This window comes from Listeria rocourtiae subsp. hofi, from assembly GCF_963575615.1.
In the GTDB taxonomy this organism is placed as follows: Bacteria; Bacillota; Bacilli; order Lactobacillales; family Listeriaceae; genus Listeria_A; species Listeria_A hofi.
Map to the genome: position 1 here is coordinate 1 of NZ_CAUYTL010000019.1, position 15,369 is coordinate 15,369.

Here is a 15,369-nt window from a genome sequence, read left to right on the forward strand (position 1 = left end):
CTTTAGTTGAGTATACAAAAAACACCTATAGAATGCACTTCTTTTTTTGAAGTGTCCATTCTATAGGTACCATTGTACTTTTTATATACCTTTATATTGAATTTTTGTAGCTTGTTTATCGAGGCGTGATGCGAAATGTTCTAGTTCTTGCTTAATTTCAGTTTCGAAACACGGCGTTTCAAAATAGGAAACGGTGAATTGTAGCGTGTCCTTTTTCCAATCGTATTTCCATAATCCGATAGCCTGATTGTTTGCTACAATAATCGCGGAGCAATGGCCGTTGACTGTCCACGCTGATTTTCGCTGGGCTTCTGTCATAATCCATGTTGGGTCTTTATATGCAATTACGGCTTGATCGAATTTGCCTGATAAAAATATCTTTTGCGCAGTAAGCATCGTTTTTTCGCCTTTCAGTGATACATAAGCTTGGCTCTCTATCGTGAATGTGTCAAGCTCTGCTTCAAGACCTGCTATCGCTGGTTTTATTTCACCGATATTTAGCCCACTCCAATGCCTGAAATCCTCCCAAGTTGCCGGCCCGTAGCCTTTTAAATAACGACGAATTAGCATCATCAGCGCCTCTAAATTGGCTTTAGGCTCGCTCGTCCATGCTTGATAATTTCCTAATCGGATACGGTGGCTATAGTTTTTTACCGCGTCGCTTGATGGCAATAAATATAAAATCCCTGCTATCGCGGCTTGTGCGATGATTGATGATGTGACCTGTGAGGGATACTCACCAATGATTGCTTCTAATTCTTTACGGCTAAAAACCTCTCGTTTTCGCCCCAAATCGTCTATTTCCACCAACAACGATGCTAAGTCAGTGCCTTCTTTTTGGCAAAGTCGGTGCACAATATTCGTTCGTGTACCAAAAACGCGAAATACCATCTCCCAGTCTTCCGCTAAAAAAGTATGCAGTGTCAATCGGTTAGCCCATATTTTAATAATTTGATTGGATGCAAAAAACTGTTCTGCTTCAAGCCAACTCATATCTACATGTTGCAAAAAATTCACGAGTGCCGGCTGATGATTCTGTGTTTGAAGCGCGATTGCTTGTCTTATGAATGTGGTAGGTTCTGTAAATGGCTCCACCATGCCTAATTTATGAAGCCTAATCTGCGTTATTTCTGCTTTTGTGAACACAGTCATCCCTCCTGTATTTTTCGCAATAAGTTTTTCATTCCTTCTATCATAGCGGTTGGCAGTTCAAATTGATAGTACGTGCTGATAAATTGCGAGATATCTTCAAATAATGCTATTTCTTCCCACATCGCTTGCCAATTAGTCTCCAGCGAGTAATCTGCAAAAATCGATGGTAAGCGCTCTAAATGTACCGAATTCAGCCATAATTCGATGTTTCGTCCTGAAAAAGAGGTATTTCGTCCAGCAATTCGGGCTTGTTCTTCTAGTAGCGGTAAGAGATAGTTTTCGCGGATTCCCGCTTGGATACTCTGTACAAACCAGATTTCCTCCCGTTTTAGGAACTTAGCAACGTAATGCAATTCAAACCAGAACTCGTTTACGATTTTATCAAAAGTTAGTTTTGTCATCGGAAGCTTCGATTGTTCGTGGACGCATCGTTTTATTTGCTCAGTATGCGCATCTTTATCTATTAATATTTCCATTTTTTCATAGTACGGGAACGGGTTTTCTAAAAATGTAATTGGCCAGAAGGAAAAATCGACCTTAATACCACTTTGGAAGATAACGAGTTGTGTTGCCACTTCTCCGGCTGGTGAATCCATATGTAATGGAGTCTCGATTAGTACGTCACCGATTTCCTTCAACCATTCCACTTTTCTTCCAAATAGTAATTCTCCACTGAACCAGACGTTTATATCTAAATCTGATAGTTCATCTACGCCTTGTTGTTTTGCTAGCGATCCTTCTAGCACGAGCGCGCGGACTTGTTCTTGCTTTTTGGCCCACATTATAATTTCTTCTAACATTGCTCCCCACCTCATAAAAAAGCCAAACACATTGTTTGGCTCTAATAGTTATTTATTCGGATAATTTTCTAAGAAGTAAATCAATGTTTGTAGCTCCGTTGTTAAATCGATGTGATGCACGCGAACGTGTTTTGGTACGCTGATACGTGCCGGTGTAAAGTTCAGAATCCCCTTCACATCTGCTTCTAGCAAGCGATCAACAGTTGTTTGTGCTTCATCTGATGGCACTGTCAAAATTACGACTTCAACTTTGTTCTCTTTCAGCAAATCTTGCATATCGTTTAAATGATAAATTGGAATGTCTTGTTGTACCGTTCCAACTTTACTAGTGTCAACGTCAAAAGCCGCGACAATTTTTATATTATTATTTTTCATGAAATTGTAGTGTAAGAGTGCGGTCCCCAAATTACCAACACCGATAATAGCTACGTTCGTTTGCTTATCTTGGCTCAGCGTCTTGCTAAAGAAGTCCAAAATGTAGGACACATTGTAGCCATAACCTTTCTTGCCAAGTGCTCCAAAGTAGGAGAAATCGCGACGAATCGTTGCTGAATCAACTTTCACAGCCTCGCTTAATTCCGCGGATGATACGCGTTCTTTCCCTGATTCATGTAAATACTTTAAATAACGGTGATAAAGCGGCAAACGCTTTGCTGTGGCTTGTGGAATCTTGCCCGTTTCCTCGATCATGTTTGTTTCCCTTCTTCCTTTTGATTTTAAATGGACGGTGGCTGTTGCGCACCATCCTTGTGCTATGAAACATGGAGATATAACAAAAACGATTGCGCCAATTTCTATCGTTGTTCATTTCACATGCTTGCTTATTCACTATAAACATTTCACATAGATTTCACAATGTTTTTGCTCAAATTATATGTTACTATTTTGTTACAACGCTTGTTGAATTCCATTATACAGTAAAAGATACCACATTGCTAGTCTTTTCACAAGTGGAAGTTTGTGAATTTAATTTTCGTAAGCGTTTCCTTTCTCAAGCCATTGCTTCTCTCCTTGCTTTACGATAAACTAGGAGGATAGAGATTTTGGAAGGTGAAGGGGACGTTAAAAATGATACTTTTGCAAGTACAGCAGATTGTCAAAAATTTTGGCGCTGAAACGATATTAGAAAATATAAAATTAGAAGTACAAACAAATGATCGGATTGCTCTTGTTGGTCGAAATGGTGCGGGTAAATCGACACTCTTAAAAATTATTGCTGGGCAGATGAGTTATGATGGCGGCACGATTTCAAAGCCAAAACATGTTCAAATAGGTTATTTAGCGCAAAACACGGGGCTTGAGTCTTCAAAAACGATTTGGAATGAAATGCTAGACGTTTTTACAGGATTACAGGCAATGGAACAAGATTTACGCGCGCTTGAGGAACGTCTTGGTGAACCTGCTATTTATGAGAACCAGGAGCAGTATGAGCAGACAATGAAGGAATATGATTCATTGCAGCACGCATTTAAGGAACAAGGTGGGTACCAATATGAGGCTGATATTCGGTCCGTCTTACATGGCTTGCGATTTTTCGAAGCGGATTATGAAAAACTGATTGCATCGCTTAGCGGCGGTCAAAAAACGCGGCTTGCTTTAGCGAAACTGCTTCTGGCGCGCCACGATATTCTGATTCTTGATGAGCCTACGAACCATTTAGATATTGAGACCCTTTCTTGGCTTGAGACTTACTTGCAAAATTACAAAGGTGCCCTGCTCATCGTTTCGCATGACCGCTATTTCTTGGATAAAGTAGTAAATCAAGTGTACGAGATTAGTCGGACACATATTGATCGCTACGTTGGCAATTATTCGCGTTACCTCGTTCAAAAGCAAGCAAAATTAGAACAGCAATGGAAGGAATTCGATAAACAACAGGAGAAAATCGCAAAATTAGAAGATTTTGTGGCACGTAATATTGTGCGGGCTTCAACGACAAAACGGGCACAGAGCCGCCGTAAACAGCTGGAGAAATTGGATCGGTTAGATCGTCCACAAGGCAGTGAAAAAACAGCACACTTCGGATTCCAATTTGAGCGTTCTAGTGGTAAGGATGTCTTGTTTGTGGAGGCGTTGGCAATTGGTTATACGGTTGATAAGCGTATCGCGCAGAAGCTTACTTTCGATATGAAGCGTCATGAAAGTATCGCGCTTGTTGGGCCGAATGGAATTGGGAAATCGACGTTGCTAAAAACATTGATTGGTGATATTCCGGCACTTTCTGGTGATTATCGTTTTGGGACGAACGTTCAGATTGGTTATTATGATCAAGAACAGGCAAAACTTGATTCTAATAAATCGATTTTGCATGAGCTTTGGGATGATTATCCGGAGCTGAATGAGCAGGAGATTCGCACAACATTGGGCAATTTTTTATTTTCTGATGATGATGTTTTGAAAGTAGTTAATACGCTTAGTGGTGGTGAAAAAGCGCGTGTTGCTCTGGCGAAATTGACATTGATTGGCGCTAATTTGCTGATTCTCGATGAGCCAACCAACCATTTGGACATTGAGAGTAAGGAAGTTCTTGAGGCCGCATTGATTGATTTTGAAGGGACGATTTTGTTTGTTTCGCATGACCGGTACTTTATCAATCGGATTGCTTCTAAAGTTGTAGAAATGCATCCAGAACACGCGCAGGTCTACCTTGGAGATTATGATTATTATCAAGATAAAATCGCAGAGCAAAAGGAGCACGCAAGACTTGACGCTTTGCAAAAACAGCAAGAAAATCCCCAGAACAAGCAATTGGCGACGAATAAGCATGCCTATCACTTGGATAAGGAACAGCAAAAAGTGTTGCGCCAGAAAAAGCGAAAATTAGAAGAAATCGAGACGCGGATGGAAGAAACGGATTCCAAAATTAATGAGATTGAGCAAGAACTTTTGGACCCTGTGGTGTATCAAGATCACGAGGCGGCCTATGAACGAACAGAGCGGCTCGATATTCTAAAACAATTGAGTGAGGACTTGATGGATGAATGGACAATTTTGAGTGAGGAATTAGAAGAATAGATAAAAATAGGATTTTCCATTATTGATTTGATGGAGAATCCTATTTTTCAGCAATAAATATGTAAATCACTTGGGGTCTTAGCCCAATAGTAACCTTACTTAAGAAAAATATCTTCTTGGAATGCCCCTTTGCTTATTTAATAATTTAGTTCTCTTACTGTCTTTATAAACATACAAATCATTTCTGTATTTATAATTATTTGCATATTGTTTGATTGTTATATAGGCTTTCTTCCCTTTAAATTCACTAATAACGCCATATACGGAGAATGCCGCAGCGGTCCATCCAAGGCCTGGCACTAACCCTAATCCAATCAGCACAACAGCAGCGCTTGCTTTATTAACCTTAGTCATTGTCGCTGTGACTTTTCTAGTCGTTATTAATTTCATAGAACTACTAGGGCTTCTCATTAATGATCTCGGAGCCAGCTCATTTTCAGTGGATACATTGATTGTTCCAGCTCTCTCACCGTCAATTATGATGTCTGTTTTAACCATGTCCAAGCTTTTCTGTTGCTGATAGTTGATATCTATTCTTGAACCATCTTCATCAGTGATTGTAGCCGTTTTGTTTTCAGCATCTACTGTTATTTCATTTTCTTTTTTAGTATTTTTATCAATCACAAGAAACGAGTCTCTATGCTCTTGTGATATAGAAATATTTGAATCTGAATAAATTATTTCATCTGTGCTATCAGCCTCTGCCGGTATTGCCACTGACACGACAAGCGCTCCTGCAAGTAATATTGTGACTACTCTCCTCATTTTTTATCATCCTCCATCGTATGTTTTTTTAAAGAACCAAATAGGATGTTAAGCAACAATAACATTAAAATACCAATCATTAGTACTACGCCTGAAATCCAGCTCATAAGAAATGCCACCAGTAAGAACAAAACTAATATAGTAAAGATACTATAAAATATTATTTTTATATTCATATTGATTCACCTCCTATCAATTATAATTTCACATGTTTCTATATCATTTGAAGATAATCCACATTATGTATCCGTTTACAATAAATATTACATTAATATTACTTAAATGTCAAATCGTTAACTTTTGGATGCATTTAATTACCAATAAACATATGGTACACAATTTAATAAGTTATATTTTGAATTATAAATATACTATCATTTGGACAAAGATATCTATAGAATTAAAAAATAACATCCTTGTATACTCCATTTTCTAAAATGAGTCCGGGACAAACTCCCATGTCAGCTTTCGCTGACATGGGAGTTTGTCCCGGACTCTGCTTTCTATCTTTGAAGTTGAATGTCAAGTCCTATCTCAACCTGCCAAATATACGCATTCATACTTGATTTAACAATATACTCAATTCCACTCTCGAATCTTAACGACTTTTCTCTTCGAAAGGTACAATGGAACGTTTTCTGTTTGAACATCGCTGTACTCTAAGCCAAACCAATTTTCTGGTGACGTTGTGAAATGCTTGATGAACAATTTGCTTTTCATAATCCCTCGTTGCCAGTTGGTAAGATCGGCCTCTGTGCTCAGCTCGTCTTTCACAATAACAAAGCAGAAATCTCCAAGCTTACGACCAATTTTGGCTGTATATTTCCGATTTTGTTGTGCGAGTGAGCCCTTTGATATGAGATCTTTCGCAATTTGATGTAGGAACACATTAATATCTTGCTCAACTCTAAAACCTAGTTTCAATTGCACGCGAATCACAAAATCACTCTCAAAACTCTCGACTGTATAATAGGCGGCATATGGGCTATCGACAACTTGAACGTTTACAAACCAGTAAACATCAGCGCGCTTTGGACGTTTGTCAAGAATCGACGCCATGACTTCATGCTCAACGCGATAAGGGTTGCGGCTACTCGTTAAATAAACAAGATTATGCGCAAATTTTGGATACGCCTCGTCTACTTTTAATTTGGCGAGCATTGGTACGAATTTTTTCAAGGATACGTTCTTTACTAGTTTCGTTTTTAGTTGGTAGCCGCTGAACCAGATATACATAAGTGCCATAATTGCTACGGCCATAATGACTGCGACGAAACCGCCGTGCATGAATTTCGCAGCGCTTGAGATGAAGAAGGCAAATTCCAAGATTCCAAATGTCATGAGAATAGCTGTTGTAACCAGTTTGGAGAATCCTTTTCGTAACAGGAACTGGAAAAGTAATACGGTCGTCATCAGCATTGTCACAGTAATTGATAGTCCGTACGCAGCTTCCATATGAGTCGAATCTTGGAAATAGAGCACAACGCCTACACAGGCAATCCAAAGCACTGTCGTCACAGTTGGAATATAAACTTGCCCTTTCGTCTCTGATGGGTAACGGATGCTTAGGCGCGGTAATAGATTGAGTGCGATTGCTTCTGAAACCAATGTATATGCGCCTGTTATCAAGGATTGGGAGGCAATAATTGCTGCTAATGTAGCGATCAATACGCCGTACATGATGAACGGTTCTGGCATGCTTTGGAAAAACGGATTCACAAATGGATCGTCTGAATTTTTGAGCGATATAATCCAAGCGCCTTGTCCGAAATAATTGAGTAGTAAGCAGACTTTAACGAATGGCCAAGTGATGTAGATATTTTTGCGTCCAACATGTCCTAAATCGGAATATAAAGCTTCTGCACCTGTTGTTGCTAGGAACACACTACCCAATATTAGGAATCCAGCTTTATTTTGATCACTAAAAAGTAATTCCACTGCGTAATATGGAGAAAATGCTTTAAAAATAGACAAGTCTCCAAGAATATTGATAATGCCAAGCACGCCTAGAATCGAAAACCAAAGAAACATCGTCGGCCCAAAAATTCGACCAATGAACATAGTTCCATATCTTTGCATAAAGAAAATACCGCTAAGTATAACGATAACAATGGTAACTATTAAAGTCGTGTTTCCAGTGAATAATGCATCAAAAGCCGGGATTTCTTCCAGTCCTTCGATTGCTGAGGTTACGGTTACAGCTGGTGTTAAAACGCCATCTGCGAGCAATGCTGCCCCACCAATCATTGCTGGGATGACGAGCCATTTTCCTCGTTTTCTGATGAGGGCATAAAGTGAGAATATCCCACCCTCCCCGTGGTTATCTGCGCGTAAAGCAATGACCACATATTTGAAAGTTGTCAGTAATGTGAGCGTCCAGAAAATCAAAGATAAAGAACCAATGATGTAGTCTTCTGATACGTTATTCAGACCTCCGTTACTCGCGACAATCGACTTCATAACGTAAAGAGGCGACGTTCCAATATCCCCATAAACAATACCAAGTGTTCCTATTGCCAAGCCAAGTCTGATTTTATCTTTTCTCTCCATTTTTATCCCCCTCTTAAACCATGGACGTATTATACCACCATTCCAACAAAAAGACGAGCATATCTTTGGCCCTATTTTTCAGGGTTAAAAATACACTCGTTTTCGCTTAGTATGTGTCTTCAAAAAGCAGGCCAGGACTTGCATTCATCGTCAAATCTCCGTGGATTCCTTTTTCGAAAAGAATGGTTCCGGCAGCAGCAATCATTGCAGCATTGTCACCACATAGGGATAGTGGCGGGATAATGATCTCGACTTCTGGGATTTCTGTTGCAGTTTCCTTGATGAGTCGCGCGCGAAGTCCTTGATTCGCTGCAACACCACCTGCTAAAAGTAGTTGGGTCACGTTGAATTCTTTCGCTGCGCGGATTGTTTTTGCCACAAGAACGTCAACAACGCTGGCTTGGAAACTTGCTGCTAAATCCGCTTGGTTTATTGGTAATTCTTTTTGGCGTAAATTATGGACTGTATTGATAAAAGAAGATTTTAGTCCGCTAAAACTAAAGTCATAGCTAGCTTCATTCATCATCGCGCGTGGAAACTGGAATGTATCTTCTCCAGTAGTGGCTAGTCGATCGATTTGTACGCCACCAGGATAGGTTAAACCAAGTGTTCGCGCTACTTTGTCATAGGCTTCCCCAGCTGCGTCATCGCGGGTTTCGCCAATAATTTCAAACTTGCCATGTTCATGCATGATGACCAGTTCTGTGTGCCCGCCGCTGACAACGAGGGATAGAAGCGGGAATGTCATCTCGGTTGCAAAACGATTCGCATAAATATGCCCAGCGATATGATGAACACCAATAATTGGTTTGTTGTGAATGAAGGCTAGTGTTTTAGCAGCGTTGACACCGATAAGAAGGGCGCCTACGAGACCTGGTCCTTCTGTTACTGCGATGGCATCGATTTCATTCATCGTTACACCTGCTTGCTCTAAAGCTTCTTCAAGTACGATTGTGATTTGTTCGACGTGATGGCGAGATGCGATTTCTGGAACCACCCCACCAAAACGCTTATGGCTCTCGATTTGGGATGCGATAACATTGGATAACATTTCTGTACCATTTTTGACAACAGATGCTGCTGTTTCATCACAACTTGATTCGATGCCTAATATTAGTATATCTTTTTTCATAATTCCACCTACTTTGGTTGATACGATACGATTTTTTTACAATAGTTGGCTCATCGTTCTACCCACATAACTAGCGCGTCTTCTTGATTATCTGGATAATACTGTTTGCGAATTGCCCCGTCTTTAAATCCAAATTTCCGATATAATTTCTGTGCTTGCATGTTGGAAACACGGACTTCAAGCGTTAACCGAATAACACCTTTTGCTGTTGCGGTATCTAGTAATTCAGCTAATAGCGCTTGACCGTAGCCTTTTCCTTGATAGTCAGGATGTACCGCAATATTAGTAATGTGACCTTCATCTAAAATCAACCATACGCCTGCATATCCAATGACCTCTTCATTCTGTTCAGCAACGAGATAATAGGCGTACTGGTTCGTGTAAAACTCATTTCGAAATGCCTTCTCGCTCCATGGTGAAGTAAATACCGCGTTCTCAATACAGAGCAAGCTTTTTACGTCAGCTACGGTTGCTTGGCGAAAAGTGACTTCATTCATGATTGTTTGCCTCGAGCCATTTGCTTTCTGCTTCTGCAAGTTTTAGATATGTTGGGACAAACGTATGCGCCGCGACGCCATCCTGATGCTGAGCAAGTTCTCCAAGAAATGATGGCCGTGGATAGCAACGTGCCGCATCCCCGATAGTAGCCCGATTTCCTAGAGCCACTTCGATTTCTTCTTTAAAATTTGCCAAGCCATCGCCAATAAATAAAACCTTAGCTGTCGCATCCAACTTTGCAAGCAAATCTGTGAATGCAAGATGTTGGTCACCCTCTACTACTTCTCCTTCTTCATTATAAATACCGGCGTAAACATTTCCGCGCCTAGCATCCATCACTGGTACAATAAGCCCTTCAAAAAAACGACCATTTTGTGCCATCAGAGCCAAGCTAGAAACACCAACAAGCGGAATTTGCAAATCCCAAGCCATTGTTTTTGCTACAGTTACACCAATTCGAAGTCCGGTATATGAACCAGGCCCTTCTGCCACAGCAATCTTCGTCAAATCCTGGGGTGTCACATCACATTCTTTCATTAGTTGTGCAATCGCTGGAAGCAATCGGACGCTGTGATTTTTTTTCAAGTTGGTAACGAGTTCACCAATGACTTTATTATCACGCCACAAACTGACGCCCAGCGTGTCATTTGACGTATCTATTCCAAGTATAATCATTCTCCAAAAACCTCCGAAAAAAGTGTTTCGTATCTTGCTCCCACTGGTTCTATCTCAATTGTACGCTCATTTTCTGCTACGTGTTTTAATGTGAATCGGATATAATTAGTAGGAATATCTTGCTCAATAAAATGCGCCCATTCCACAACAGAAACGCCATTTCCTTCGAAGTATTCTTCCAGTCCTAAATCGTCCTCCGTGTTCTCTAGGCGATAAACATCCATATGATATAGAGGTAAGCGCCCTTTTGTATATTCGCGAACAATGGTAAATGTCGGACTCTTAATCATTTGCGGTATGTCCAAGCCTTCCGCGAGTCCTTTTGTAAAGGTTGTTTTACCAGCTCCGAGATCCCCTTCTAGCAGAATAACATCCCCAGCTTGCATCTTCTGACCTATTTTTTTTGCCATCTCACGCGTCATTGATTCATCTGTTGTTTCTATTATATATTTCATCGCTTCACCTTTTTTATTATTTTCTGTACATATCATACCATAAAAAAAGAAGCCAAGACAAAGCTCATTGTCATACAAAATAAGCAAAATATCACAAATTCTTTTTTTCGAGTAGGATGTGAATCTTGCTTGACACAAATCGAGCGAAAGCGTTTGTATTCAGGGGATTTGGATTGGATTAACCGCTCGCTTTGTTCACGCTTATATTGGGACTGTAACTCTTTTTATTCGAACAGTCACTGAGGGATTACATGATCGCTTTGCTCTCATGTATATTGGGACTGTAACTCTTTTTATTCGAACAGTCCCAACAAAGCGGAGCATACTGGTGTATGTGATGACTGAAAGCAGGGAGGGAGTAGTTTCCCCGACCATGCAAGAAGTTAAGCGAAACTGCTCTTGTGTAGCAGAACCGCTCGATTGTTCTCCATCCTTATTCTAAATATCCTGAAAGAACGCCTATTCGTGATGCTCATAGGCATATTGGGACTGTAACTCATTACCTATTCGAACAGTCCCAACAATGCGAGCGCTTGTCGCCGATTTATTTTGGTTATGTCCCAGACCCCTTTCTTATTATTTTCTGTACATATCATACCATAAAAAAACGAGATGTCCTATAACGCTGAGCATCTCGTTTCATTATGTTATTGTATTTCGTCTGTATCTGTCAAAGCATCTCCGTACATCGATTTGTAATAATCGGCAGTTGCTTCCTCAATTATCTTTTGTAGTTCTTTTGCAGAAATAACATCAGATGAAGATGGGAACTTAGGAAGTTTGGCTGAATCTTTCGTTTTCATCGTGATTGTAAATGCCATTGATTCAGGGTTTTCCTTGTCTGATGTATCAGTAAGCTTCACTTTCATCTTCATATTTTCAATCGCGTCATCTTTGCCTTGTTTAATAGTAGTATCGATTGTTATAGCAGCATCTTTCTCATTTTCTAAATCTTTAATGGAGTCTTTTATAGATTTTACAGTAGCTGTATATTGCTCATCAAAGTCCTTCTCTGAAACGCCTTGTGATGTGACGATAACTTTCAAATCAGCTTTTACATCCTTATCCTCAGCTAACTTCACTAATTGATTGGCTAGTTTTGTAATGTCGGTTTTGGTTAGTTTTACTGTAATTTCGCCGTCATCGCCTTCTTTAAAGCGATCTTCGGGTAAACTGCTGAAATAATCTGAGACTGTTTTAGTTACTTTTTCACTCAAATCTTTCGTTGCTTTCTCAACTGCTTTCGTATCTGTTGCTTCTTTTTTCTCTTTTTCGTTCGTTAAATCCTCTGCAAGCCCTGTAAGCTCTACGTATTTTGTTGCTAAATCTGGATTATCTTCCTTGATTCGCGAGAACATACCGCTTGTTAGTTGATCAAGTAATGTTGTCAAATTACCTTTATCATCATATAAATCGCTTAATGGCAAGTATACTTTTTCTGCTTTTGAATCCATTAATAAATCAAGTGTTGCGTCTATATTTACTAATCCTGCCGTTTTAACCGCAATTGTAGCCGCTGATTTTTGCGCTTTTTGATCGTTAGCAACTGTCATTTTTACAGACAAGCCTTCTAACATGGCCGCGCTTTGTTCTGCTTTTAATGTAGCTGGTAATTCATCAATCGTAATTCCAATTGTCGATGTAGTTTGATCAGCGGGATCTGACGTCTTCTCCACACTTTTCGTAAATTTCTCTTGCGGCGTACTCCCACACGCCACTAGGACAAGTCCTATAAGTAAGGTTAATACTAACAATGTAAGCTTTTTCATTTTCATTTATACATTCCCTCGCTCTCTTTTATAGTCTAAATCTATCACAAAAGACAGTGGAACTCAATCCTATTGATGATTTGTTCACATATTTGACAAATTATGCAATTGAAACTTGCTTTTTATAGCTATAAAAAAAGGGACTTGCCTTTTCAAAAGAAAAACAAGTATACTGGGAAGATAGATATAGAAAAGAGGTTTGATTATGTTATTAGCATATATCGCAGGATTTTTTATTATTTTATTTCTTATACTGTTTATGGTTGATAAACGCAGAGTAAGCAATGGCATTTTTCTCACGCTAGCCCTATTCTTCACGATGTTATCTGTTGCTTATGGCTTAATGTCAAAAGGCGGTAATATTATTGCACTCATTGTTATCGGGGTTTTCTTCCTGATTCTTTTTCTTTCGCCATTTCTTGTTATCGGTTTGGGCATTGGTTTGATTTATAACGGAAGATTAATGGTGAAACGAGAAGGCCGAAAAATACCTAATCTACTCACACTATTTGTTGGAATTACGATTCTTGCATTAATTGTTCTATTCATCCTGCAATTAACTATTTTCGACTCTGTTTGGTTAAGTATTATTTTCACTGCATTGTTTTTGATTTTAGGTTACTTCTCGTTCCTATTAATCAGTTTTCTGCTATCTTCTTTTATCTATCAGTACAATCGACCGCGCCTAAAGCAAGATTTTATCATTGTACTTGGAAGCGGACTAATCGATGGAACTCAGGTACCACCGTTGCTAGGTAGCCGACTAGATCGTGCTATTGTTTTTTATTACAAGCAGGCCGCGAAAAAATTTGCACCACAGATTATCGTATCTGGTGGTCAAGGTCCAGATGAACTAGTGTCCGAAGCATTTGCGATGAAAAATTATCTGCTTGATAAAGGAATTCCAGAAGAACATATCCTTATGGAAGATTTGTCTGTGAATACGTTGCAAAATATGCGTTTTTCGAAAACATTAATGGATGATTTAAAACCGAAACACCGCAGTATCTTCGTAACGAATAATTTCCATTTGTTCCGAGCGAGCCTTTACGCGCGAAAAGCCGGATTAAAGAGCCAAGGTATCAGTTCCAAAACGGCGCTTTACTATTTACCGAATGCCTTGATGCGTGAATTTATCGCTATTATTGTTATGTACAAATGGTGGCACATAACGGTAACAGCTTTAATTCTGCTTGGCATGATAGGGATAGGAATTATCAATATTGCATTTGTTTGAATCTAGTTGACTAGGAATACAGCTGTTCAATAGCTTAAATATGTGCCTCGTATCTTGTAGAGTTGTGTTTATCTCCAATGGATGCGAGGTATTTATCTTTCACGACTATTCACAATCAGCCTCTATTATTGATGATATCCGGTGTATCACTAACTAGTTTCTTACAAAAGTGTTAGACTATACGCGGATTCTTTATATCTTCTTATTCATTTCTTGCTTTTCGTTTTACTATTTTGAGATAAAATGTAATCAAGAGGAAAAAAGATAGTTCAAAGGAGAAGTCTAATATGAAAATGACTAAAATATGTGCTACTGCGCTGCTTACATTGACAGCGAGTATTTCTCTGTCGGCGTGCGTAGATAGAGAAGCTATAACACCAATGAAAGAAGAACCTATAGTGTCTACCTCAGATAAAACAGCAAAAGAAAAACTCACACCCACACCAAACCTTGGTATTTCATCCGTCTCATCAGCATTATATGACATCAAAAAAAGCAAACCATTATACGAAGAAAATCCACAAGTTGTAACGCCAATTGCCAGTGTCACTAAACTAATGACGACGTATTTAGTCTTACAGGCCATACACGATAAAACGTTGTCTTGGGATGAAAAACTATCCTTAGAACCGCTTGATGATAAGGCTGCCATATCTCTTTATATGACTACGAGCAAAAAAGAATGGACCGTAAAAGACCTCTATGCAGCGATGATTGTCATGTCTGCAAATGATGCTGCAGAGGCTCTTGGAAAACGATTGAGCGATGACTTTCCTGCAAAAATGAATAAAGAAGCAAAGAGCATGGGACTCTCTAATCGTAGCAATTTTGTCAGTGCAAGTGGTTTAGATAAAGATGGAAAGGAAAATGTATCGGTAAGTAAAGACTTATTCTTGCTTGCATCAGAGCTAATAACTAAATTCCCCGAAGTGCTAGATATGACTTCAAGAGCAAGTTATGTGACGAGTAATGACTACACGCTGAAATCCACAGACGCGCTTTTAGCAAATAAAGAAATCGATGGCTTAGATGGTTTGAAAACTGGGTTCACAGACGGCGCGGGGTACTGTTTTGTTGGCACTGCAGAGCGAAATGGGAAACGTCTTATATCCATTGTGTTAAAAGCAAAAACAACAGATGCCCGCTTTCAAGATACGAAAAAACTGATGGCATATGGCTTTACTAACTAAAATAAATGTGTAATTCAGCTTTATAGTTTACAAGAAAATATTACAGTGACTTTCATAGTGAAAAAAAGAAAAACTATGTAAATAATGAACCTAAGATTCAATATTTACATAGTTTATTTTGCACTTTTTAT

14 protein-coding genes are annotated in these 15,369 nt (G+C 39.3%); 3 read left to right on the forward strand and 11 right to left on the reverse strand.

Annotated features, from left to right (window positions below):
* Positions 1-81: 81 nt before the first annotated feature.
* The 3 genes from R8925_RS09255 to R8925_RS09265 are packed head-to-tail and all read right to left on the reverse strand — an operon-like array spanning position 82 to position 2,642.
* A complete protein-coding gene (locus R8925_RS09255; RefSeq protein WP_430535588.1) occupies positions 82-1,146 on the reverse strand; it encodes a DNA glycosylase AlkZ-like family protein in 1,065 nt (354 codons plus the stop codon).
* 2 nt (positions 1,147-1,148) lie between these two features.
* Positions 1,149-1,952, reverse strand: coding sequence for an aminoglycoside 6-adenylyltransferase (locus R8925_RS09260; protein ID WP_430535589.1), 804 nt, complete (start codon positions 1,950-1,952; stop codon positions 1,149-1,151).
* 48 nt (positions 1,953-2,000) lie between these two features.
* Positions 2,001-2,642 (reverse strand): redox-sensing transcriptional repressor Rex, encoded by a 642-nt coding sequence (locus R8925_RS09265; protein ID WP_430535590.1) that lies wholly within the window; start codon positions 2,640-2,642, stop codon positions 2,001-2,003.
* Between the two features lie 378 nt (positions 2,643-3,020).
* Between R8925_RS09265 and R8925_RS09270 the strand changes: the two genes are divergently transcribed.
* The gene (locus R8925_RS09270; RefSeq protein ID WP_430535591.1) at positions 3,021-4,967 is read left to right on the forward strand and encodes an ABC-F family ATP-binding cassette domain-containing protein; all 1,947 of its coding nucleotides are present in this window, start codon (positions 3,021-3,023) and stop codon (positions 4,965-4,967) included.
* A 99-nt stretch (positions 4,968-5,066) separates the two neighbouring features.
* Here the strand turns inward: R8925_RS09270 and R8925_RS09275 are convergent, their stop codons facing one another.
* The 8 genes from R8925_RS09275 to R8925_RS09310 form a co-directional block, all read right to left on the reverse strand.
* A complete protein-coding gene (locus R8925_RS09275; RefSeq protein WP_430535592.1) occupies positions 5,067-5,690 on the reverse strand; it encodes a hypothetical protein in 624 nt (207 codons plus the stop codon).
* Positions 5,691-5,728: 38 nt separating this feature from the next.
* A complete protein-coding gene (locus R8925_RS09280) occupies positions 5,729-5,908 on the reverse strand; it encodes a hypothetical protein (protein ID WP_430535593.1) in 180 nt (59 codons plus the stop codon).
* Between the two features lie 403 nt (positions 5,909-6,311).
* On the reverse strand, positions 6,312-8,282 hold the full coding sequence (locus tag R8925_RS09285) for a KUP/HAK/KT family potassium transporter (protein ID WP_430535594.1): 1,971 nt from the start codon (positions 8,280-8,282) through the stop codon (positions 6,312-6,314).
* Between the two features lie 106 nt (positions 8,283-8,388).
* Positions 8,389-9,414: a tRNA (adenosine(37)-N6)-threonylcarbamoyltransferase complex transferase subunit TsaD gene (gene tsaD, locus R8925_RS09290; RefSeq protein WP_430535595.1), complete on the reverse strand. Its 1,026-nt coding sequence runs from the start codon at positions 9,412-9,414 to the stop codon at positions 8,389-8,391.
* A 50-nt stretch (positions 9,415-9,464) separates the two neighbouring features.
* On the reverse strand, positions 9,465-9,911 hold the full coding sequence (gene rimI, locus R8925_RS09295) for a ribosomal protein S18-alanine N-acetyltransferase (protein WP_430535596.1): 447 nt from the start codon (positions 9,909-9,911) through the stop codon (positions 9,465-9,467).
* A complete protein-coding gene (tsaB, locus tag R8925_RS09300; protein ID WP_430535597.1) occupies positions 9,904-10,587 on the reverse strand; it encodes a tRNA (adenosine(37)-N6)-threonylcarbamoyltransferase complex dimerization subunit type 1 TsaB in 684 nt (227 codons plus the stop codon). The genes rimI and tsaB overlap by 8 nt, the downstream gene beginning before the upstream one ends.
* Positions 10,584-11,042 (reverse strand): tRNA (adenosine(37)-N6)-threonylcarbamoyltransferase complex ATPase subunit type 1 TsaE, encoded by a 459-nt coding sequence (gene tsaE / locus R8925_RS09305; protein WP_430535598.1) that lies wholly within the window; start codon positions 11,040-11,042, stop codon positions 10,584-10,586. The genes tsaB and tsaE overlap by 4 nt, the downstream gene beginning before the upstream one ends.
* 647 nt (positions 11,043-11,689) lie before the next feature.
* The gene (locus R8925_RS09310) at positions 11,690-12,817 is read right to left on the reverse strand and encodes an Lmo2079 family surface lipoprotein (RefSeq protein WP_430535599.1); all 1,128 of its coding nucleotides are present in this window, start codon (positions 12,815-12,817) and stop codon (positions 11,690-11,692) included.
* 199 nt (positions 12,818-13,016) lie between these two features.
* Between R8925_RS09310 and R8925_RS09315 the strand changes: the two genes are divergently transcribed.
* Together R8925_RS09315 and R8925_RS09320 are read left to right on the forward strand one after the other, a co-directional pair.
* Positions 13,017-14,048: a YdcF family protein gene (locus R8925_RS09315; RefSeq protein ID WP_430535600.1), complete on the forward strand. Its 1,032-nt coding sequence runs from the start codon at positions 13,017-13,019 to the stop codon at positions 14,046-14,048.
* 287 nt (positions 14,049-14,335) lie between these two features.
* Positions 14,336-15,238, forward strand: a complete 903-nt coding sequence (locus R8925_RS09320) for a D-alanyl-D-alanine carboxypeptidase family protein (protein ID WP_430535601.1) — start codon at positions 14,336-14,338, stop codon at positions 15,236-15,238.
* The last annotated feature ends 131 nt before the right edge of the window (positions 15,239-15,369 follow it).

Coding starts and splice junctions, on each gene's coding strand:
- R8925_RS09315 (WP_430535600.1), top strand. CDS start 13,017: ATGTTATTAGCATATATCGCAGGATTTTTTATTATTTTATTTCTTATA.
- R8925_RS09280 (WP_430535593.1), bottom strand. CDS start 5,908: ATGAATATAAAAATAATATTTTATAGTATCTTTACTATATTAGTTTTG.
- tsaD (WP_430535595.1), bottom strand. CDS start 9,414: ATGAAAAAAGATATACTAATATTAGGCATCGAATCAAGTTGTGATGAA.
- R8925_RS09310 (WP_430535599.1), bottom strand. CDS start 12,817: ATGAAAATGAAAAAGCTTACATTGTTAGTATTAACCTTACTTATAGGA.
- R8925_RS09285 (WP_430535594.1), bottom strand. CDS start 8,282: ATGGAGAGAAAAGATAAAATCAGACTTGGCTTGGCAATAGGAACACTT.
- R8925_RS09320 (WP_430535601.1), top strand. CDS start 14,336: ATGAAAATGACTAAAATATGTGCTACTGCGCTGCTTACATTGACAGCG.
- R8925_RS09260 (WP_430535589.1), bottom strand. CDS start 1,952: ATGTTAGAAGAAATTATAATGTGGGCCAAAAAGCAAGAACAAGTCCGC.
- rimI (WP_430535596.1), bottom strand. CDS start 9,911: ATGAATGAAGTCACTTTTCGCCAAGCAACCGTAGCTGACGTAAAAAGC.
- tsaB (WP_430535597.1), bottom strand. CDS start 10,587: ATGATTATACTTGGAATAGATACGTCAAATGACACGCTGGGCGTCAGT.
- tsaE (WP_430535598.1), bottom strand. CDS start 11,042: ATGAAATATATAATAGAAACAACAGATGAATCAATGACGCGTGAGATG.
- R8925_RS09265 (WP_430535590.1), bottom strand. CDS start 2,642: ATGATCGAGGAAACGGGCAAGATTCCACAAGCCACAGCAAAGCGTTTG.
- R8925_RS09270 (WP_430535591.1), top strand. CDS start 3,021: ATGATACTTTTGCAAGTACAGCAGATTGTCAAAAATTTTGGCGCTGAA.